This is a genomic window from Micromonospora sp. WMMD812, from assembly GCF_027497215.1.
GTDB lineage: Bacteria > Actinomycetota > Actinomycetes > Mycobacteriales > Micromonosporaceae > Micromonospora.
Genome location: NZ_CP114904.1, coordinates 19,470 through 39,098 on the forward strand (window position 1 = coordinate 19,470; position 19,629 = coordinate 39,098).

Sequence of the window (19,629 nt, forward strand, 5' to 3'; positions counted from 1 at the left end):
GGGAGGACAGATGCGGCGCCTGCTGGCAGCGCTGGTGCTGCCGTCGCTGCTCACCGGCGCGCTGACCGCGTGCGACGACGGCGAGGAGGCCGGTTCGGCGATGACCGTGCGCGTGCTCGTCCGGGACATCAACATCCGGCCGGAGGGGGTCGAGTGCGCCGGGACCGGCCCCTACACCCACTTCCACAACCGCGCGCCGTTCCAGGTGATCGACCCTGCCGGCCGGACCCTCGCCGAGGGCGCGCTGCCGCCGGGCACCTCCGTGGCGACCTTCGAGGAGGACCTGGAGGTGGCGCGCGTGCCGACGTACTGCGAGTTCGCCGTGCCCGTCACGGTGGCCGCCCGCGACGCCTACCGGCTGGTGGTCGACGGCCGCCCGCCGATCGCCCTCACCTTGAACGACAGCGAGGGACCGGCCCTGGTCGCGGTGGTGCCGTCATGACCCGGGGCTACGCCGTCCGCCTGGCCGCCGCCGCGCTGGCGCTGGTCGGCGCGCTCGCCGCCGCCGGCTGCACGGACGGCGACGGTACGCCGCCGCCGCAGCAGCCGCTCGCGGGTGGGGCCTCGGCGCTGCCCGGCCCGGTGCCGGCGGGGCTCGCGCTGCGCCCGGCCCCGTCCGGGGTCCCCGGCGCGCCGGCGGTCACCGGCCCGCTCACCGACGGCAGCCGGATCGCCTTCGCCGACCTCTGGGCCGACCGGCCGGTCGTGCTGGTCTTCGTCAGCTCGTGGTGCACCGTGTGCGCCCAGCGACAGGACGCCCTGAGCGAGCTGGCCCGTACCCACCGGGACAAGGTCGTGTTCGTCGGTGTGGCCACCGAGGACAAACCGGAGGATCTGCAGCGGTACCTGCGCGAGCACCGGGTGGAGTACCCGGTCGTGCTCGACGACGACGGCGCGATCTGGCGGTCCTACGCGGTCCGCGAGCCACCGGCCGTCGTGGTGATCGCCAAGGGCGGCGCGCTGCTGCGGGGCTGGCCCGGCGGAGTGGACGCGACCACCCTCGACAGCAGGCTGCGCGAGTTGGTGCTCGCTCCGTAGGCGGCGGACCGTCCAGCCGCCGGGGCCGGCATGTTTCGCTCTGATCAACCCATTGACACGGCCGTGGTCTGCCCGGAACCATCAGCGACAGTTCACTGCCCCTGCCTTCGTAGGTCACGTGTCCGTATGACAACGATGTCAGGCCGGCTCCAAAGGAGAGTGCATGGCCGAGACGACGTCAGCCCCCCGGAGCGCCTGGCCGGCACACTCACGCTCCTCGTGATTGACCGACCGCAGTAACCACACCCTCTCCGCCCAACCGTTCGACGTACTCGACCCGGATCGAGTCGAAAGGCCCTGCCTCCATGTCGTACCCCCACCTCGCGCGCCCCCTGTCCCTCCGGGCGCTCGCCGCGACAGTCGCGGTCGTGCTGCCGGCGGGGCTGCTGGCCGCCGCCCCCCTGGCGAGTGCCGCACCCCCCACCGCGCCCCCCGGCAACTTCAGCTCCTCGTTCGAGTCGGCCGACCCGCAGCCCGTCGCGAGCACCGTCGAGGTCGACGCGAGCGGTGAGCCGGTCCAGGCCAACCTGAGTGGATCGAGCCCCACCGGACTGCCCGGCAGCCTGCTCAGCCAGGTCAGCGCGGTGACCGCGAGCGCCGAGAACGCCCCGAACGAGACCGCCGCGAGCCTGCGGGACGGCAACCCCTCGTCCAAGTGGCTGGCGTTCAACCCGACCGGCTGGGTGACCTACCAGCTCGCCAAGCCGGCCGCCGTGGTGCGGTACGCGTTGACCTCCGCGAACGACGCCCCGACCCGTGACCCGAAGGACTTCACGCTGCAGGGGTCCACCGACGGCAACACCTGGACCGACCTGGACACGCAGACCGGGCAGAGCTTCAGCGGGCGCTTCGTCACGAAGACCTACAGCTTCACCAACACGACGGCCTACGGCTACTACCGGCTGAACGTCACCGCCAACTCCGGTGACTCCCTGATCCAGCTTGCCGACTGGGACATCAGCGACGGCTCGGACGTCAAGCCGCCGGCCACCCCGATGGTCAGCGCCGTCGGCACCGGCCCCGTCAGTGGGTACAACATGAAGCCCCGGGCCGGATTCACCGGGCTGGCCTCGCTGCGCTACTCGGGCGGCGCCGTGGCCGACGGCCGCTCGTACGCGACCAACAAGCTGTTCGACGTCGACATCCCGGTCGGACCCAAGACCCGGCTGTCCTACACGATCTTCCCCGAGTTCACCGGCCAGGATGCCCAGTACCCGTCCACCTACGCGGCCGTCGACCTGCACTTCACCGACGGCAGCTACCTCAGCCGCCGCGCGCCGCTGGACCAGCACGGCTACGCGCTGACCGCGGCCGGGCAGGGCGCGTCGAAGGTGCTCTACGCCGACCAGTGGAACGCGGTGCGGTCCGACATCGGCGCCGTCGCGAGCGGCAAGACGATCGACCGCATCCTGCTCGCCTACGACAACCCGCAGGCGACCGCCTCGACGCGTTTCCAGGGGTGGATCGACGACCTCACGATCACCGGCGTCGCGGCGCCGATCGACGGCTCCGTCCGGACCAACTACGTCGACACCCGGCGGGGGACCAACGCGTCCGGCTCGTTCTCGCGCGGCAACAACCTGCCGATCTCGGCGGTGCCGAACGGCTTCAACTTCTTCACGCCGGTCACCAACGCCACCTCGAACTCCTGGGAGTACGAGTACCAGCGGAGCAACAACGCGGAGAACCTGCCCACGCTGCAGGGACTGGCGATCTCCCACCAGCCCAGCCCGTGGATGGGTGACCGCAACCAGATGTCGGTCATGCCGGTGCCGGCCGGTGGATCCCTCAGCGGAGCGCCGAGTGGCCGGGCCCTCGCCTTCAGCCACGAGGACGAGATCGCGCGGCCGGACTTCTACCAGGTCACGCTGCAGAACGGCCTGATCGCGCAGATGTCGCCCACCGACCACGGCGGGATCATGGCGTTCACCTTCCCGTCCGGGCAGGCCACCGGAAGCCTCGTGTTCCACAACGGCACGTTCGCCATCGGTACGGACGCCACGTTCACCGGCTGGGTCGACAACGGCAGCGGCCTCTCGGCCGGTCGCAGTCGGATGTTCGTGTCCGGCACCTTCGACCGGGCGCCGACGGCGTCGGCCGTCGCGTCCGCCACCTTCGACACCAGCGGGAACCGGCAGGTGACGCTGCGCCTCGCGACGTCGTTCATCTCCGTCGACCAGGCCCGCAAGAACCTCGACCTGGAGGTCACCGGCAGGACCTTCGACCAGGTCCACGCGGCGGCCACCGCGGCGTGGGCGGACCGGCTCGGCCGGGTCGACGTCCAGGGTGCGACCGAGACGCAGCTGGTGACGCTGTACTCGAACCTGTACCGGCTCAACCTGTACCCGAACTCGCAGTCGGAGAACACCGGGACCGCCAAGGCGCCGCGCTGGCAGTACGCGAGCCCGGTGTCGGAGCCGACCGGGGCGTCGACCCCCACCCACACCGGCGCGAAGATCGTCGATGGGCAGATCTACGTCAACAACGGCTTCTGGGACACCTACCGCACCGTGTGGCCCGCGTACTCCCTGCTGTATCCGGACGTCGCGGCCCGGATCGCGGACGGGTTCGTCCAGCAGTACCGCGACGGCGGGTGGATCGCCCGCTGGTCGTCGCCCGGCTACGCCGACCTGATGACCGGCACCAGCTCGGACGTGTCCGTGGCCCAGGCGTACCTGACCGGCGTCAAGCTCCCGGACCCGCTCGGCGCGTACGACGCGGCGGTCAAGAACGCGACCGTGGCGTCCGGGCGCAGCGAGGTCGGTCGCAAGGGCATCGAGACCTCCCTGTTCCTCGGATACACGCCGACCTCTACCGGTGAGTCGGTGTCCTGGGCGCTGGAAGGCTTCATCAACGACTACGGCATCGGCAACATGGCCGCGGCCCTGGCCAAGGACCCGGCCACCCCGAAGTCGGAGCATGACCGGCTCAAGGAGGAGTCGGAGTACTTCCTGCAGCGCGCCCGCAACTACGTCAACCTCTTCGACCCCGAGACGAAGTTCTTCCAGGGACGCGACGCGGCCGGCACCTTCCTCGCCGGCGACCCGCTGGACTGGGGTGGCGTCTACACCGAGACCAACGGGTGGAACTTCGCGTTCACCGCGCAGCAGGACGGCCAGGGGCTGGCCAACCTGCACGGCGGGCAGAAGGCGCTGGAGCGGAAACTCGACGAGTTCTTCGCCACCCCGGAGAACGCCGACCACCCGGGCGGGTACGGCGGCACGATCCACGAGATGCTCGAAGCGCGCGCGGTCCGGATGGGACAGCTCGGCATGAGCAACCAGCCGTCGCACCACATCCCGTACATGTACGACTTCGTCGGCGCGCCGGCCAAGACGCAGGCGCTCGTGCGGGAGATCCTCCAGCGCCTCTACGTCGGCAGTGAGATCGGCCAGGGCTACCCGGGCGACGAGGACAACGGTGAGTTGTCCTCGTGGTACCTCCTCAGCTCGCTGGGCATCTACCCGCTGCAGGCCGGCTCGTCCGAGTGGGCGATCGGCTCGCCGCAGTTCACCCGGATGACCGTCCACCGGCACGCCGGCGACATCGTCGTCAACGCGCGGAACAACAGCACGAAGAACGTCTACGTGCAGAGCGTGAAGGTCAACGGGAAGACGCAGCGCGACGTGTCCATCGACTCGGCGGTCCTCACCCGCGGCGGGACGATCGACTTCCAGATGGGCCCCAAGCCGTCGTCCTGGGGCACCGGCAAGAACGAGGCGCCGCCGTCGCTGACCAAGGGCGACGAGGCGCCCAAGCCGCTGCAGGACACCACCGGCCCCGGCCTCGGCACCGCCACCGCGAGTGGCGGGCAGGACGCGTCGAAGCTGTTCGACGACTCCTCCGTCACGCAGGTGACCTTCGGCTCCCCGACGCCGCAGGTCAACTGGACCTTCCGCGGTGGCAAGCAGAGGCCGGAGTACTACACCCTCACCTCGGGTGCGAGCGCGGGCGACCCGGCGGACTGGCGGCTGCAGGGCTCCAACGACGGCATCACCTGGACCACCGTCGACTCCCGCAAGGGCGAGGAGTTCACCTGGCGCAACCAGACCCGCCCCTTCAAGATCGACAAAACGGGACGGTTCACGCAGTTCCGCCTCGTCGTGACGAAGACGGCCGGGGCCGCGCAGGCGAACCTCGCCGAGATCGAGCTGCTCGACGGTGGTGACCTCCAGCTCGGTGGCGGTGACATCGCGGTGACCGCCGTGGACAGCGTGCACGCCGCCTCCGGCGTCGCCGTGTCGGCGCCGCTGGCCACCGTCACCGGGGGCACCGCCGCCGGCTACCAGGCCACGATCGACTGGGGTGACGGCTCGCCCGCCACCGTGGGCACCCTGACGCTGAGCTCACGGGCCGTCTACCACGTCGGCGGGTCGCACACCTACGCCAAGCCGGGTCACCACCAGGCCACCGTCACGGTGACCGACGGCACCAGCCAGAGCGTGGCGACGGTCGGCGTCGACGTGTCCTACGTGCCGGGCGACAGCCTCGCCGCGGCGTACGACACCGTCTGCATCGGCGACGAGGGCACCCTCGCGGCGAACTGCGACGCCAAGTCGTGGGCGTACTCGCGGGCCGCCCTCGCGGCAGACGGCGTGACCCAGGGCGAGCGGCACCAGGTGCCGGGGACGGCGCTGCACTTCACGCTGCCGGCGGTCCCGGCGGGAGCGCCGGAGAACGCGACCGGCAACGGGCGGACGATCGCTCTGCACCTTCCGGCCGACGCCAGGAGCATCTCGTTCGTCGGCGCCGGCACGCAGGGCAACCAGAGCACCAACGGCACGGCGACGTTCAGCGACGGCAGCACCGCCAGCATCCCGATCCAGATGAGCGACTGGACGCTGGGCGGCAACGCCAACGGCACCCCGTCCTACGGCAACATCGTCGTTGCCAAGGCCGCGTACCGGCTGAGCGGCACGAGCCGGGACGGCGCCCAGCCGTTCCTGTTCGCCACCGCGCCGTACCAGATCCCGGCGGGCAAGACGCTCGTCTCGGTGACCCTGCCGACGCAGACCGGCGACCCCGGCTCGGCCGGCCGGATCCACGTGTTCGCCGTCGCCGACGACGGCACACCGGCCGCCGCGCTGGACACCACCGCCCCGGCGAACCAGACGGCCACCGCCGGGCAGGCTCTCGCGGCCAACCTCGGCTCGGTGACCGCGGGCTCTCCCGACACGACCGGCTACCACGCCCGCGTCCAGTGGGGTGACGGCACGGTTCCGGACGACGTCACGATCGGCTCCTCCGGTGCGATGAGCGGGCAGCACACCTATGCGCGGGAGGGCACGTACACGGTGCACGTCACCGCGTGGGACACGCTGTCGAGCAGCACGGAGACCTTCACCGTGACCGTGGGACGTGGCGGGGCGCAGCCGACGATCGCGCTGTCCTCGTCCGCCACCGTGGCGGCCGGTGACGCGGTCATCGTCGACGGCAGCGGGTTCGCCGCCGGCGAGCAGGTGACCGTGACCCTCGGTGCCGGCCCGGCCGGGACCGTGACGGTCGCGGCCTCGGCGGCGGGTGCGGTGCACGCCTCGATCGCGACGTCCGGTGACGCGCAGCCGGGCCGGTACTCCGTCACCGCGACCGGCGCGTCCTCGCGGGCGCCGGCGACGGCCACCGTCCAGGTGGCCGGGAAGTCGGACGCGCGGACGTACGCACCGCAGGTGTCGCTGACGACCACGTCCGGCCCGCGCGGTACGTCCATCACGGTGGACGGTTCCGGGTTCGCGCCGAACGAGGCGCTCACGGTCGCCTTCGGTGACGGCCCGGTCCTGAGCGCCGTGCGCGCGAACGGTGACGGCGTCGTCGCCGGCGTGACGATCAGCGTTCCCGCGGCGGCGCGGGCCGGCTCGGCCAGCGTCACGCTGCTGGGCGCCGACTCGAAGGCGAGGGTCGCCGTGCCCTTCACCGTCACCGGCTGAGTCGGGGACCGCAGGACCGCCGGTGGGCGGGCCGTGACCACGGCCCGCCCACCGGCGCGTTCGGTAGGTCACGCGGCCGGTCCGGTCCGCTGCGGGCCGTCGCCTGTCGGCCCCTCTCGGTAACGTACGGAGGATCGCGACGAGAGGAGGGGTCCACATGCCCGACACCAACACCACTCCGGATCTTGAGCCGGCGTCCCGCGCGATACGGTCGCTGGTGCTCGGGGTGACCGACGACCAGCTGACTCTGCCCACCCCGTGCGACGGATGGCTGGTGGGAGACCTGCTCGACCACCTCGTCGGGCTGACCGTCGCGTTCCGGGTGGCCGCCGAGAAGGCCGCCGACGCCGCCCCGGACGGCCCGCCCAACCCCAGCATGGCCAACCTCGACCCGGCCTGGCGCGCCGTACTGCCGGCGCAGCTGGCCGACCTGACCGCGGCGTGGCGGAAGCCGAGCGCCTGGACGGGCGAGACGGCGGCCGGCGGCGTCGTGCTGCCCGCCGAGATCATGGGCGTCGTCGCGCTCGACGAGTTGGTCATCCACGGCTGGGATCTCGCCCGGGCGACCGGGCAGCGTTACGAGGTCGACCCGCAGACCCTCGAGTCGGTCCACTCGCTCGTGTCCGCCCAGCAGACCAGCGCGGGCGCCCCGGGTCTGTTCGGCCCGCCGGTCCCCATGCCGACCCAGGCGCCGCTGCTCGACCGGGTCGTCGGGCTCACCGGCCGCAATCCCGCCTGGCCGGCCAGGACGACGCCGGCCTGAGGGCCAACCCCCGTCAGCCGATCCGATACTGGTCGCCGTAGACGGCGAACACCAGCGGTGTGTTCAGGTCGAAGTTGCCGTTGTTGAGGAAGACCCGCTGGGCGGTGTCGACCCGCGAGGTGTCGGAGTGGGCGGCCTCCTTGCGCATCTCGATGACCCGCTCGTCGAGGAAGGCGTGGAGCCAGGTCCGTTCGTCGCCGCCCTGCGACGGAGGCGTCGCCCGGGCGAGAGCGCGGCTGCGGATCGCCCGCATGCCCTCGTACCCGTGCATGACGGCCGCGTCGTAGTAGGCGAACTGGCCGAGCGCCCGGACCCGGTCGGCCTTGCCGTCGCGCACGGACGGGTTGAAGTACACCCGGTCCCGTTCGGCCTCCTGGGCCGCCTGGAACGCCGGGTCGCCGGCCGCGGCCCGCCAGTCGCGCGGGTAGTTGGGGTCGAGGCCGGCGTGCGAGTCGGTGCCGTTGACGGCACGCAGGGCCGGCAGGTAGGGGGCCAGCACGTTGCCCGGCTTGGCCCGCGTGTACGCCTCGACCAGCTCGAGCATGTCGCCGGTGCCGGAGCAGAAGCCGATGATGCCGGCGGTGTAGCCTCGCCCGTCGCCGATGTCCTCGATGTAGGAGAACTGCGCGCGCCAGTCGAGCGACGAGTTCTCCGCCGCCGAGACGAGCTGCATGGCCACGTCCTTCTTCACCGGGTCGTCGAGGTTGGCCCCGGGCGGGGTGGTCGGAGGTGGGGTGGTGCCCCCGGGCAGGGTCCAGCGCTGGTTGGCGGTGCCGGAGCAGCTCCAGATCTGCAACCGGGTGCCGTTGGTGGTGCTCCAGTCCGTGACGTCGAGGCACTTGCCCGAGCCGGTGTTGACCAGGGCGCCGTTGCTGGCCGTCCACTTCTGGGCGCCGGTGTTGTTGCAGTCGTACAACTGCACCTTGGCGCCGTTGGCGGTCGAGGCGGCGGCGACGTCCAGACACTTGCCGAGGGCCCGGATCGAGCCGTCGGCGTTGCCGACCGTCCACGTCTGGGCCGCGGTGCCGTTGCAGTCGTAGAGCTGCACGGGCGTGCCGTTGGCCGGGTTCGCCCCGGCGACGTCGACGCACTTGCCACCGAGGCCGGTGATCGGGCCGGCGGTCGCGGCGCTGGCTGACGGCAGGCCGTAGCCGACCGCCGCGACGCCGGCCACCAGGGCCCCCGCGACGTACGCGGCTGTCCTCTTGCGAGACATGGTGCTCCTCGGGGAAGGGGCGGCGTGCCGCCGGTCGGTGGCCCCGTTGCGATGGATCGTCCCGATGGGCGCCACGAGTTTCAGGAAACAGAACTAACAGATAGCAGTAGGTCTATGCCCTGTCAATCGGTGGCGCCTCACCCGGACGACGGGACACCCGCCGTGTTCCCCGTCCGGGGCGAGGGCCCCGGTCGACACCCGACCGGGGCCCCACCTGATCACGCGAGGTCGAACCGGTCCAGGTTCATGACCTTGACCCATGCCGCGACGAAGTCCCGGACGAACTTCTCCTGCCCGTCGCGACTGCCGTACACCTCGGCGATGGCGCGGAGCTGGGAGTTCGCGCCGAAGACGAGGTCGACGGCGGTGGCGGTCCAGGTGACCTCGCCCGTGCCGCGATCCCGGCCCTCGTACACGTTCTCGGCCGAGGCGGAGGCCTTCCACTCCGTGCCGCCGTCGAGCACGTTCACGAAGAAGTCGTTCGTCAGCGTCTCGGGCCGGTCGGTGAGGACGCCCTGCGGCGCCTGCCCCACATTGGCGTTCAGAGCCCGCATGCCACCGATCAGGACGGTCATCTCCGGGGCGGTCAGCGTCAACAGGTTGGCCCGGTCCAGCAGCAGGGTCTCCGGCGTCAACTTCTGGCCGGCCCGCACGTAGTTCCGGAACCCGTCCGCCCTCGGCTCCAGCACGGCGAACGACTCCACGTCGGTCTGCTCCTGGGTGGCGTCCGTCCGTCCCGGCGCGAACGGGACCGTGACGTCCTGCCCGGCGGCCCGGGCCGCCTGCTCGACGGCCGCGCACCCGCCGAGGACGATCAGGTCGGCGAGCGAGACCTTCTTCCCACCTGACTGCGCGCTGTTGAAGTCCTGCTGGATCCGCTCCAGGGTCTGCAACACGCCGGCGAGTTCGGCCGGTTCGTTGACCTCCCAGTTGCGCTGCGGCTCCAGGCGGATCCGCGCCCCGTTGGCCCCGCCACGCATGTCGGTCCCCCGGAAGCTCGCCGCCGACGCCCACGCGGTACGGACCAGTTGGGCGATCGACAGCCCCGACGCGAGGAGCGTGTCCTTGAGGGCGGCGATGTCCGCGTCCCCGATCAGCTCGTGGTCGACCGCCGGGACGGGGTCCTGCCACAGTTGCGGCTCGGGAACCCACGGGCCGAGGTAACGCGAGACCGGCCCCATGTCACGGTGCAGCAGCTTGTACCAGGCCCGGGCGAACGCGTCCGCGAACTCGTCCGGGTTCTCCATGAATCGTCGCGAGATCGCCTCGTAGGTCGGGTCGAGACGCAGCGCGAGGTCGGTCGTCGCCATCATCGGCGCGTACCTGACGGACGGGTCGTGTGCTCCGGGCACCGCGTCCGCCGCCGCGCCGCCCTTGGGTCGCCACTGCTTCGCGCCGGCGGGGCTCTCGGTGACCTCCCACTCGTGTCCGAACAGGGTCTCGAAGAAGCTGTTGTCCCACGTGATCGGGGTGGGCGTCCACGCGCCCTCGAGGCCGCTGGTGATCGTGTCGGCACCCTTGCCACTGCCGAAGCTGTTCTTCCAGCCCAGACCCTGCGCCTCCACCGGGGCGCCCTCGGGCTCGGGGCCGACGTACTCGGCCGAGGCCGCGCCGTGGGTCTTGCCGAACGTGTGACCGCCGGCGATGAGTGCGACCGTCTCCTCGTCGTTCATCGCCATCCGCCGGAAGGTCTCGCGGATGTCCCGGGCGGAGGCCAGCGGATCGGGGGTGCCGTTCGGCCCCTCCGGGTTCACGTAGATCAGCCCCATCTGCACGGCACCGAGCGGGCCGGCCAGCTCCCGGTCGCCGCTGTAGCGCTCGTCGCCGAGCCAGGTGTCCTCGGGACCCCAGAAGATCTCCTCGGGCTCCCACACGTCCTCGCGCCCGAAGCCGAAGCCGAACGTCTTGAACCCCATCGACTCCAGCGCGCAGTTGCCGGCGAACACCAGGAGGTCGGCCCAGGAGATCGCTCGCCCGTACTTCTGCTTGACCGGCCAGAGCAGCCTGCGCGCCTTGTCGAGGTTCGCGTTGTCGGGCCAACTGTTCAGCGGGGCGAAGCGCTGGGCGCCGTCGCCGCCGCCGCCACGGCCGTCCTCGATCCGGTACGTGCCGGCGGCGTGCCAGCTCATCCGGATGAAGAGCGGCCCGTAGTGGCCGTAGTCGGCCGGCCACCAGTCCTGCGATGTCGTCATCACCTCGAAGACGTCCCGCTTCAGCGCGTCGACGTCGAGGGCCTTGAACTCCTCCGCGTAGTCGAAGGACTCGCCCATCGGGTTCGCCCGGGGGGAGTGCTGGTGGAGGACCTGCAGGTTCAACTGGTTCGGCCACCAGTCCTGGTTGGTCCTCGGCCGGCTCAGCTTGGGAGTCGGGGCGGGGATTGCCGGGTTCTCGCTCTCGCTGCCGTGCTCAGGCACGTCGGTCCGTCTCCTGTCGGTCTCGTTCGGTCAACTGGTTGCTGGTTCCGTGACGCATTCGGGGCACAGGCCCCAGTAGACGACCTCGGCCTCGTCGATCGAGAAGCCGAGGTCGTCGGACGCGGTCAGGCAGGGCGTCTCGCCGACGGCGCAGTCGACGTCGGCGATGACGCCGCAGGACCGGCACACGACGTGGTGGTGGTTGTCGCCGACCCGCGACTCGTAGCGGGCCACCGAGCCGGAGGGCTGGATGCGCCGCACGAGCCTCGCATCGGTCAGCGCCCGCAGCACGTCGTACACGGCCTGGTGGGACACGTCCGGTAGCACCCGCCGCACGGCACCGAAGATCGAGACGGTGTCGGCGTGCGGGTCCGCGTGTACCGCGGTCAGCACCGCCAGCCGCGGACGGGTCACCCGCAGCGCGGCCCGGCGCAGCATCCGCTCGAAGTTCGAGGTCGTGGCCACGGTGGGTAAGTATGCTCCAGTTTGTTCTTGATTGCATCAAGAACGGCGCCGCCCCGAGGGGTGGCGAGCGGCGTCTCGCCGCCCGCTCGAGTTCCGCCACCGGCGCGGTCCGGCCGCGGTGGTCTCGGACACGGCCAGTCGCCGAGGCTTCGGCCGCCGGCCCGAGCGAGGTCGGCGGCGCGAAACCGTAATTCGATCTCGCCTTCCGCAGTCGCCGTTGAGCTGCGGAGATAACGCTCTCAGGGATGGTGGGAGAGGGCTTGACGAGCCCGCGACCCGCCCGCAACGATGCATTTACATGTCTCATGCTCGCGGCGGCGACGGCGCGCCGGGCGAGCCGCAACCACGCTCGGCCCCACCACCTCCACCCCCACCAGGCGTGATCGGCGCACGCCGTGTCCACACCGCGAAAGGACCCACCGTGCGCAGATCCCTGCGATCGTGCCTCGGCGCCGTGCTGAGCGCGATCCTCGTGGTGGGCGGCATAGCCGCCGCGCCCCCCGCGGCCAGCGCCGCGCCGTTCACCGTGCTCGTCTTCACCAAGACCGCCGGATTCCGGCACGGATCCATCACCCCGGGCATCACCGCCATCCAGCAGCTCGGCGCCGCCAACGGGTTCACCGTCGAGACCACCGAGGACGCGGCCCAGTTCACCGACGCCAACCTGGACCGGTTCGCCGCGGTGATCTGGCTGTCCACCACCGGCGACGTGCTCAACGCCACCCAGCAGGCCGCGTTCGAGCGCTACATCCAGGGCGGCGGCGGGTACGTCGGCGTGCACGCCGCCTCCGACACCGAGTACGACTGGCCCTGGTACGGCGGGCTGGTCGGGGCCTACTTCGCCTCGCACCCGGCCGACCAGACCGCCACCGTCAAGGTCGCCGACCAGGTGCACCCGTCCACCGCGACGCTGCCGCAGCGGTGGACCCGGCTGGACGAGTGGTACAACTACCGCGCCAACCCCCGGGGCAACGTGCACGTGCTGGCCACCCTGGACGAGAGCACCTACAGCGGCGGAAGCATGGGGTACGACCACCCGATCTCCTGGTGCCAGAACTACTCCGGCGGCCGGGCCTGGTACACCGGCCTCGGCCACACCGACGCCTCGTACGCCGAGCCGAACTTCCGCCAGCACCTGCTCGGCGGCATCATGACCGCGGCCGGCGCGGTCGACGCGGACTGCGGCCCCACCGTCACCAGCAACTTCCAGCAGGTGGAGCTGGCCAAGGGCGCGGCCGAGACCGGCGAGCCGATGAGCCTGACCGTGCTGCCCGACCGGGGCGTGCTGCACACCTCCCGCAACGGCGTCATCCGGCACACCGACGCGGCCGGCAACACGAAGGTCGCGGCCACGCTGGCGGTCTACACCGGGGACGAGGAGGGCCTGCAGGGCATCAAGGCCGACCCGAACTTCGCCAGCAACCGCTGGGTGTACGTCTACTACGCGCCACCGCTGGACACCCCCGGCGGGGGAGCACCGGCCACCGGCACCCCGGCCGACTTCGCCCGCTGGGACGGCGTCAACCGGCTGTCCCGGTTCACCGTGAACCCGGACAACACCATCAACCTGGCCAGCGAGACGCTCGTCCTGAACGTGCCGACCAGCCGGGGCATGTGCTGCCACGTCGGCGGTGACATGGACTTCGACGCGGCCGGCAACCTCTACCTGTCCACCGGCGACGACACCAACCCGTTCGACTCGGCCGGATTCACCCCCATCGACGAGCGGGCCGGCCGGAACCCGGCCTTCGACGCCCAGCGCACCTCGGCGAACAGCAACGACCTGCGCGGCAAGGTGCTCCGGATCAAACCGAGCGCGGCCGGCGGCTACACCATCCCGGCCGGCAACATGTTCGCCCCGGGCACCGCACGGACCCGCCCGGAGATCTACGCGATGGGCTTCCGCAACCCGTTCCGGATGAGCGTCGACAAGGCCACCGGGATCGTCTACCTCGGTGACTACGGTCCCGACGCGGGCACCGCCGACCCGAACCGGGGACCGGCGGGCAACGTCGAGTTCGCCCGGATCAGCCAGCCCGGGTTCTACGGCTGGCCGTACTGCACCGCCCGCAACGACGCCTACAACGACTACACCTTCCCGTCCGGCCCGTCCGGACCGAAGTTCGACTGCGCCAACGGGCCGGTGAACAACTCGCCCAACAACACCGGCATCACCCAGCTGCCGCCGGCCGTCCCGGCGTGGCTGCCGTACGGCGGCTCTGGCTCACCGCCGGAGTTCACCGGTGGCGGCCTGTCCCCGATGGGCGGCCCGGTCTACCGGTACGACCCGAACAACACCTCCGACGTGGCGTTTCCGCAGTACTACGACGGGACCTACTTCGCCGGCGAGTTCGGCCGCCGCTGGATCAAGAACATCAAGCTCGACGCCGCCGGCCAGCCCCTGAAGATCAACCCGTTCCCGTGGGCCGGCACCCAGGTCATGGACATGGAGTTCGGCCCGGACGGCGCGCTCTACGTCCTCGACTACGGCACCGGCTGGTTCAACGGCGACGCAAACTCGGCGCTGTACCGCATCGAGTACGCCCGCGAGGGCCGGGCTCCCCGCGCCGTCGTCTCGGCGACCCCGACCAGCGGCGTCGCGCCGCTCACCGTCGCCTTCTCGTCGGCCGGCACCCTCGACCCGGACGGTGACCCGTTCACCTACGCCTGGGACTTCGACAACAACGGCACCACCGACTCGACCGCGGCCAACCCGAGCTTCACCTACACCACCAACGGGACCCGCAGCCCCACGCTGACGGTCCGGGACACCACCGGCAAGACGGCCACCGCGAGCGTGGTCATCACGGTCGGTAACAGCGCCCCCGTGGTCACCGTCAACACCCCGCTCAACGGACGGACGTTCAGCTTCGGGGACGCGGTGCCGTTCAGCGTCACCGTCACCGACGCCCAGGACGGTGCGATCAACTGCGCCCGGGTGAAGGTGAACTACGTCCTCGGTCACGACTCGCACGGCCACCAACTGGGCAGCGTGCAGGGCTGTAGCGGGGTCATCCAGACCTCGGCCGACGGCGAGCACGACACCGCGGCGAACATCTTCGGCATCATCGACGCCGAGTACACCGACCTGGGCGGGGGCGGCCAGCCGCCGCTGACCACGCACACCCAGGCGGTCCTGCAGCCGCGGGTGCGCCAGGCCGAGCACTTCGGCGACTCCTCCGGCATCCAGGTCGTCACGCCCGGCAGCGCGCACGGCGGCGCCGCGATCGGGTACGTCGACAACAACGACTGGATCTCGTTCCAGCCGTACAACCTGACCGGCGTGCAGTCGTTCAGCGCCCGCGTCGGCGCCCCGGCCGGTGGCGGCGGCACGCTGGAGCTGCGGGTGGACTCGCCCACCGGGCCGCTGGTCGGCCAGGCGGCGGTGGTGCCCACCGGCGGGTACGCCACGTTCGCCACGGTGACCGGCGCGGTCACCGCCCCGACCGGTGCCCGGACGCTCTACCTGGTCTTCAAGGGCACCGGACCATTCTTCGACATCGACGAGTTCACCCTCTCGGGCACTGGGGGACCCGGTCCGGATCCCGAACCGGGCACCAACCTGGCCCAGGGCAAGCCGGCCCGGGCGTCCAGCGTCGAGGGCGCCTTCGTCGCGGCCAACGCGTTCGACGGCGCGCTCGGCACCCGCTGGGGCAGCACGTTCAGCGACCCGCAGTGGATCGACGTCGACCTGGGTGCCACCTACGCCATCAACCGGGTCAAGCTGACCTGGGAGGCCGCCTACGGCAGCGCGTACCAGATCCAGACCTCGCCGGACGGGGTCTACTTCACCCCGATCCGGACCGTGACCGGCGGCGACGGCGGCGTGGACGACCTGACCGGGCTCACCGGCTCCGGCCGCTACGTCCGGCTCACCGGCACCGCCCGCGGCACCGCCTGGGGTTACTCGCTGTTCGAGTTCGAGGTGTACGGCGGCACCGGTGGTCCGACCGGCCCGCCGGGCACCAACCTGCTGTTGAACAAGCCGACGCTGACGTCCAGCGACGAGGGGGCCGGCATGTCCGGCGCGCAGGCGGTGGACGGCAGCCCGACCACCCGCTGGTCGAGCGCGTTCTCCGACCCGCAGTGGATCCGGGTCGACCTCGGCAGCCCGACCGCGATCGGCCGGGTCAAGCTGAGCTGGGAGGCGGCGTACAGCAGCTCGTACGTCATCCAGACCTCGAACGACGGCACCACCTGGGCCAACGTGAAGACGGTGGCCGGAGCCGACGGCGGGGTGGACGAGCACACCGCACTCGGCGCCAACGGTCGTTATCTGCGGATCTACGGCACCGCCCGGGGCACCCCGTGGGGCCACTCGCTCTGGGAGGTGGAGGCGTACAGCAGTTGAACCGCCGTCATCGATGCGGCCGGCACGGGTCTCCCCGTGCCGGCCCCGTCGGGGATGGCTCCGGCTAGCCGAACGTGAACACGTACGCCTCGGCGCCGGGCTCGAGGAACGTGATCTCCAGGGTCCGCTCGCGGACCGCGTCGTGCTGTCGTACGAGCTGGTACAGGCGCCCCTCCCGGAGCAGGCCGGTGCCGTTCTCGTCGACGTCGACGCCGTGTGACGCGCCGGGAGCCGCGCCGTCGAGGAGCACGCGGAACGGGATCGGCTCGCGTGCTCCGGGGGACAGCACGAGGTGCGCGTCGCGCGCCTGGAACCGGAACGCGATGGTACCCCCGGCCCGGTCGAGCACGGCGCTCTCCGGCCCGATCGTCCACTCGCCGGCGAGGGCCCAGCGGTTGACTCCCAGGCCCTCGGGCACGGTGTAGACGCGACGTTCGTCGAACGCGGGGCCGTCCGGCGAGGCGAAGTTCTCGCCGCGTTGATAGCCGAGGTACGTCTCGGGCGTACGCAGGCTGCCCCAGTCGGCCTCCGCCTCCACGCCCCGGCCTACGACGGGGACGAGTTCGCGCTCGATCCCGAGCAGCTGCTGGAGGCGGCGCTCCGACTGCTCGTAGCGTCCCTCGCCGAAGTGCTGGTCGCGGATGACGCCGTCGGCGTCCACGAAGTACAACGCCGGCCAGTAGTGGTTGTCGAAGGCACGCCAGACCTCGTAGTCGCTGTCGACCGCGACCGGGTAGTCGATCCCGCGCGCCGCGACGGCCGGTCGCACCCGGTCGATCTCGTGCTCGAACGAGAACTCCGGCGTGTGAACACCGATGACGACCAGGCCGTCGGCGGCGTAGGTCTGCGACCACGCGCGGACGTACGGCTCCTGGCGCAGCCAGTTGATGCACGTCAACGTCCAGAAGTTCACGAGGACGACACGGCCGCGCAGCCCGGCGGGGTCGAGTGGCGCGCAGTTCAGCCACTCGGTGGCCCCGCCGAGCGACGGCAGGTGCGGGCGGTCGGACATTGGTCGGCTAGCGGAGCGACCGGAAGCCGGCGCGAAGCTCGTCCGAGAAGAGTTCTGGCTGCTCCCAGGCCGCGAAGTGCCCGCCCTTGTCGAGCCGGTTGTAGTGGATGAGGTGGGGATAAGCCTGCTCCGCCCAACTCCGCGGAGCCTGGTAGAGCTCGTCGGGAAAGACGCTCACGGCGGCGGGGACGGACACGCCCTTGGCGCCGAAGAACGACAGCGTGTTGTCGGCGTACAGACGGGCCGAGGAGACCGCCGTGTTCGTCAGCCAGTAGAACGTGATGTTGTCGAGGACGTCGTCCCGCGACAGGCCCCCGGGCTGTCCGGCGAAGGCCCGGGAGATCAGCGCCAGGCTGGCCGCGTCGTGGTCGAGCAGAAAGGCCGCCAACCCGACGGGCGAATCCGCCAATCCGGTCAGCGTCTGCGGGCGCGTGCCCATGAAGAGGCCGTACGCGCCGTGCTTCCAGAAGAAGTCCAACTGTTCACAGGCGCGCTTCTCCTCCGCCGAGACGGTGGGTGGCAGCTTGCCGAGCGCGTTGTTCGCACCGGTGATGTCGGACTGGAACAGCGCGTCGATGTCGGGCGGAAACACGCCCGGCATGCTGGTGTGGATTCCGGCCAGTTCCGGAGGCGCCTGCACCCCCATCATGTCCGTGATGACCGCTCCCCAGTCGCCGCCCTGGGCCACGAAGCGCGTGTAGCCGAGGCGCTTCATCAGCTCGGTCCACGCACGCGCGATGTGCTCAGGGTCCCAGCCCGGCTCGGTCGGCTTGGCGGAGAAGCCGTAGCCCGGCATCGACGGGATGACCAGGTGGAAGGCGTCCGACGCGCTCGCCCCGTGCGCGGTCGGGTCGGTGAGCGGTCCGATGATCTTCAGCTGCTCGATGATCGAGCCGGGCCATCCGTGCGTGACGATGAGCGGCAACGCGTCCTCGTGCTTCGAGCGGACGTGGATGAAGTGGATGTCCAACCCGTCGATCTCGGTCATGAACTGCGGCAGGGCGTTCAGTCTCGCCTCGACCTTGCGCCAGTCGTAGTCCTTCTCCCAGTAGCGCGCGAGGGCCTGGACCGTCGCGAGTTGCGTGCCCTGCGACTGGTCCGCGACGGTCTCCTTGTCGGGCCAGCGGGTCGCCGCGATGCGTCTGCGCAGCGCCTCGAGTTCCGCCTCCGGGATGTCCACCGTGAACGGTCGGATCTCTGCGGTGCGCGGTCGCGCCTCCATCTTGACAGCCACGGGGGCCTCCTGTCCGTTTCGTCGGGGCCGCAGCACTAACTGGCGTTCTCGCCGCGACGGGGAAGTTTCCAGTTCGGCCGGACGTAGTGGCACGTGTAGCCCTCGGGATACCGCTCCAGGTAGTCCTGGTGTTCCGGCTCGGCCTCCCAGAACGGTCCGGCGGGGCTGACCTCGGTGACGACCCGGCCGGGCCACAGGCCGGAGGCGTCGACGTCGGCGATGGTGTCCTCGGCGACCTTCCGCTGCTGGTCGTTCTCGTAGAAGATGGCCGACCGGTAGCTGGTCCCCACGTCGTTGCCCTGACGGTTCTTGGTCGTGGGGTCGTGGACCTGGAAGAAGAACTCGAGAAGATCCCGGTAGGACAACCGCCCGGGGTCGTAGATGATCTCGATCGCCTCGGCGTGCGAACCGTGGTTCCGGTACGTCGCGTTCGGCACGTCGCCGCCGGTGTATCCGACCCTGGTGGCGACCACGCCGGGCCGTTTCCGGATGAGGTCCTGCATCCCCCAGAAGCAACCGCCGGCCAGGACCGCCTTCTCGGTCGTGTCGGTCATGGCTGTCGCTCCCCGTCCGGGTTCTCGAACACCCCGCGGTACGCGCCATAACCTTCGCGCTCGAGGTCGTCGCGCCGGATGAACCGGAGCGCGGCGGAGTTCATGCAGTACCGCAGACCGCCGGCTTCGATCGGGCCGTCGTCGAACACGTGGCCGAGGTGGCTGTCCCCGTGCGCCGACCGGACCTCGGTGCGGACGATGCCGAGACTCGAGTCCTGGACCTCGACGACGTTCTTCGGCTCGATCGGCTTGGTGAACGTCGGCCAGCCGGTACCGCTGTCGTATTTGTTGACGGAGGCGAACAGGGGTTCGCCGGACACGACGTCGACGTAGAGGCCCGGCTCCTTGTTGTCCCAGTACTCGTTGTCGAAGGGTGCCTCGGTGTCCGCTTCCTGAGTGACCCGGTACTGCTCCGGCGACAGCCGGGAAATGGCTTCGGGGTTCTTGCGGTAGTCGAGTGACACCGTTCTCCCTCCCAGACAGATCGTCGGGCAAGAAAGGCCGGCTTCCGGCCCGCATGCGTCTCGGACGCGTACCCGGCCTGCGGATGACTACGCCCGCTCCCGGGCGCCGACGCCGAGCGGAGGCGAGAGCCCACCAGCGGGTGCCGACCGCGCGATTTCCTGCCCGGTGGGAGGTATGGGCAGGCGCGTCCGAT

The 19,629-nt window shown here is 71.0% G+C and carries 12 protein-coding genes; 5 read left to right on the forward strand and 7 right to left on the reverse strand.

The window, feature by feature from the left end; translation table 11 throughout:
• Nucleotides 1-10 precede the first annotated feature (10 nt).
• The 4 genes from O7603_RS00075 (at nt 11) to O7603_RS00090 (ending at nt 7,725) form a co-directional block, all read left to right on the forward strand.
• Nucleotides 11-442, forward strand: a complete 432-nt coding sequence (locus O7603_RS00075) for a hypothetical protein (RefSeq protein ID WP_281573591.1) — start codon at nt 11-13, stop codon at nt 440-442.
• Nucleotides 439-1,038 carry a TlpA disulfide reductase family protein gene (locus O7603_RS00080; protein ID WP_281573592.1) on the forward strand — a complete coding sequence of 200 codons (600 nt, stop codon included), beginning with the start codon at nt 439-441 and terminating at the stop codon, nt 1,036-1,038. Before O7603_RS00075 ends, O7603_RS00080 begins: the two co-directional genes overlap by 4 nt.
• A 305-nt stretch (nt 1,039-1,343) precedes the next feature.
• Nucleotides 1,344-6,962, forward strand: a complete 5,619-nt coding sequence (locus O7603_RS00085) for a GH92 family glycosyl hydrolase (protein WP_281573593.1) — start codon at nt 1,344-1,346, stop codon at nt 6,960-6,962.
• A gap of 157 nt (nt 6,963-7,119) precedes the next feature.
• On the forward strand, nt 7,120-7,725 hold the full coding sequence (locus O7603_RS00090; RefSeq protein WP_281573594.1) for a TIGR03086 family metal-binding protein: 606 nt from the start codon (nt 7,120-7,122) through the stop codon (nt 7,723-7,725).
• Nucleotides 7,726-7,738: 13 nt separating this feature from the next.
• Here O7603_RS00090 and O7603_RS00095 read toward each other — a convergent pair whose 3' ends face one another.
• From O7603_RS00095 to O7603_RS00105, 3 genes are all read right to left on the reverse strand, one after another.
• On the reverse strand, nt 7,739-8,941 hold the full coding sequence (locus O7603_RS00095) for a chitosanase (RefSeq protein WP_281573595.1): 1,203 nt from the start codon (nt 8,939-8,941) through the stop codon (nt 7,739-7,741).
• Between the two features lie 218 nt (nt 8,942-9,159).
• The gene (gene katG / locus O7603_RS00100) at nt 9,160-11,355 is read right to left on the reverse strand and encodes a catalase/peroxidase HPI (RefSeq protein ID WP_281573596.1); all 2,196 of its coding nucleotides are present in this window, start codon (nt 11,353-11,355) and stop codon (nt 9,160-9,162) included.
• 30 nt (nt 11,356-11,385) lie between these two features.
• On the reverse strand, nt 11,386-11,793 hold the full coding sequence (locus O7603_RS00105; RefSeq protein WP_281576910.1) for a Fur family transcriptional regulator: 408 nt from the start codon (nt 11,791-11,793) through the stop codon (nt 11,386-11,388).
• A gap of 448 nt (nt 11,794-12,241) precedes the next feature.
• Between O7603_RS00105 and O7603_RS00110 the strand changes: the two genes are divergently transcribed.
• Nucleotides 12,242-16,171: a ThuA domain-containing protein gene (locus tag O7603_RS00110; RefSeq protein ID WP_281573597.1), complete on the forward strand. Its 3,930-nt coding sequence runs from the start codon at nt 12,242-12,244 to the stop codon at nt 16,169-16,171.
• Between the two features lie 64 nt (nt 16,172-16,235).
• Here the strand turns inward: O7603_RS00110 and O7603_RS00115 are convergent, their stop codons facing one another.
• From O7603_RS00115 to msrB, 4 genes are read right to left on the reverse strand one after another with little or no spacing between them, the layout of a single operon-like run.
• Nucleotides 16,236-17,183, reverse strand: a complete 948-nt coding sequence (locus O7603_RS00115) for a redoxin family protein (protein WP_281573598.1) — start codon at nt 17,181-17,183, stop codon at nt 16,236-16,238.
• Nucleotides 17,184-17,190: 7 nt separating this feature from the next.
• Nucleotides 17,191-18,417: an epoxide hydrolase family protein gene (locus O7603_RS00120; protein ID WP_281573599.1), complete on the reverse strand. Its 1,227-nt coding sequence runs from the start codon at nt 18,415-18,417 to the stop codon at nt 17,191-17,193.
• 35 nt (nt 18,418-18,452) lie between these two features.
• Nucleotides 18,453-18,971, reverse strand: coding sequence for a peptide-methionine (S)-S-oxide reductase MsrA (gene msrA, locus O7603_RS00125; protein ID WP_281573600.1), 519 nt, complete (start codon nt 18,969-18,971; stop codon nt 18,453-18,455).
• Nucleotides 18,968-19,435: a peptide-methionine (R)-S-oxide reductase MsrB gene (msrB, locus tag O7603_RS00130; RefSeq protein ID WP_348651046.1), complete on the reverse strand. Its 468-nt coding sequence runs from the start codon at nt 19,433-19,435 to the stop codon at nt 18,968-18,970. The genes msrA and msrB overlap by 4 nt, the downstream gene beginning before the upstream one ends.
• Nucleotides 19,436-19,629: the final 194 nt, after the last annotated feature.

What these genes read in the sequence shown, in the direction of transcription:
- O7603_RS00075 (WP_281573591.1), top strand. Translation starts at nt 11, where the DNA reads ATGCGGCGCCTGCTGGCAGCGCTGGTGCTGCCGTCGCTGCTCACCGGC.
- O7603_RS00080 (WP_281573592.1), top strand. Translation starts at nt 439, where the DNA reads ATGACCCGGGGCTACGCCGTCCGCCTGGCCGCCGCCGCGCTGGCGCTG.
- O7603_RS00085 (WP_281573593.1), top strand. Translation starts at nt 1,344, where the DNA reads ATGTCGTACCCCCACCTCGCGCGCCCCCTGTCCCTCCGGGCGCTCGCC.
- O7603_RS00090 (WP_281573594.1), top strand. Translation starts at nt 7,120, where the DNA reads ATGCCCGACACCAACACCACTCCGGATCTTGAGCCGGCGTCCCGCGCG.
- O7603_RS00095 (WP_281573595.1), bottom strand. Translation starts at nt 8,941, where the DNA reads ATGTCTCGCAAGAGGACAGCCGCGTACGTCGCGGGGGCCCTGGTGGCC.
- O7603_RS00105 (WP_281576910.1), bottom strand. Translation starts at nt 11,793, where the DNA reads ATGCTGCGCCGGGCCGCGCTGCGGGTGACCCGTCCGCGGCTGGCGGTG.
- O7603_RS00115 (WP_281573598.1), bottom strand. Translation starts at nt 17,183, where the DNA reads ATGTCCGACCGCCCGCACCTGCCGTCGCTCGGCGGGGCCACCGAGTGG.
- msrA (WP_281573600.1), bottom strand. Translation starts at nt 18,971, where the DNA reads ATGACCGACACGACCGAGAAGGCGGTCCTGGCCGGCGGTTGCTTCTGG.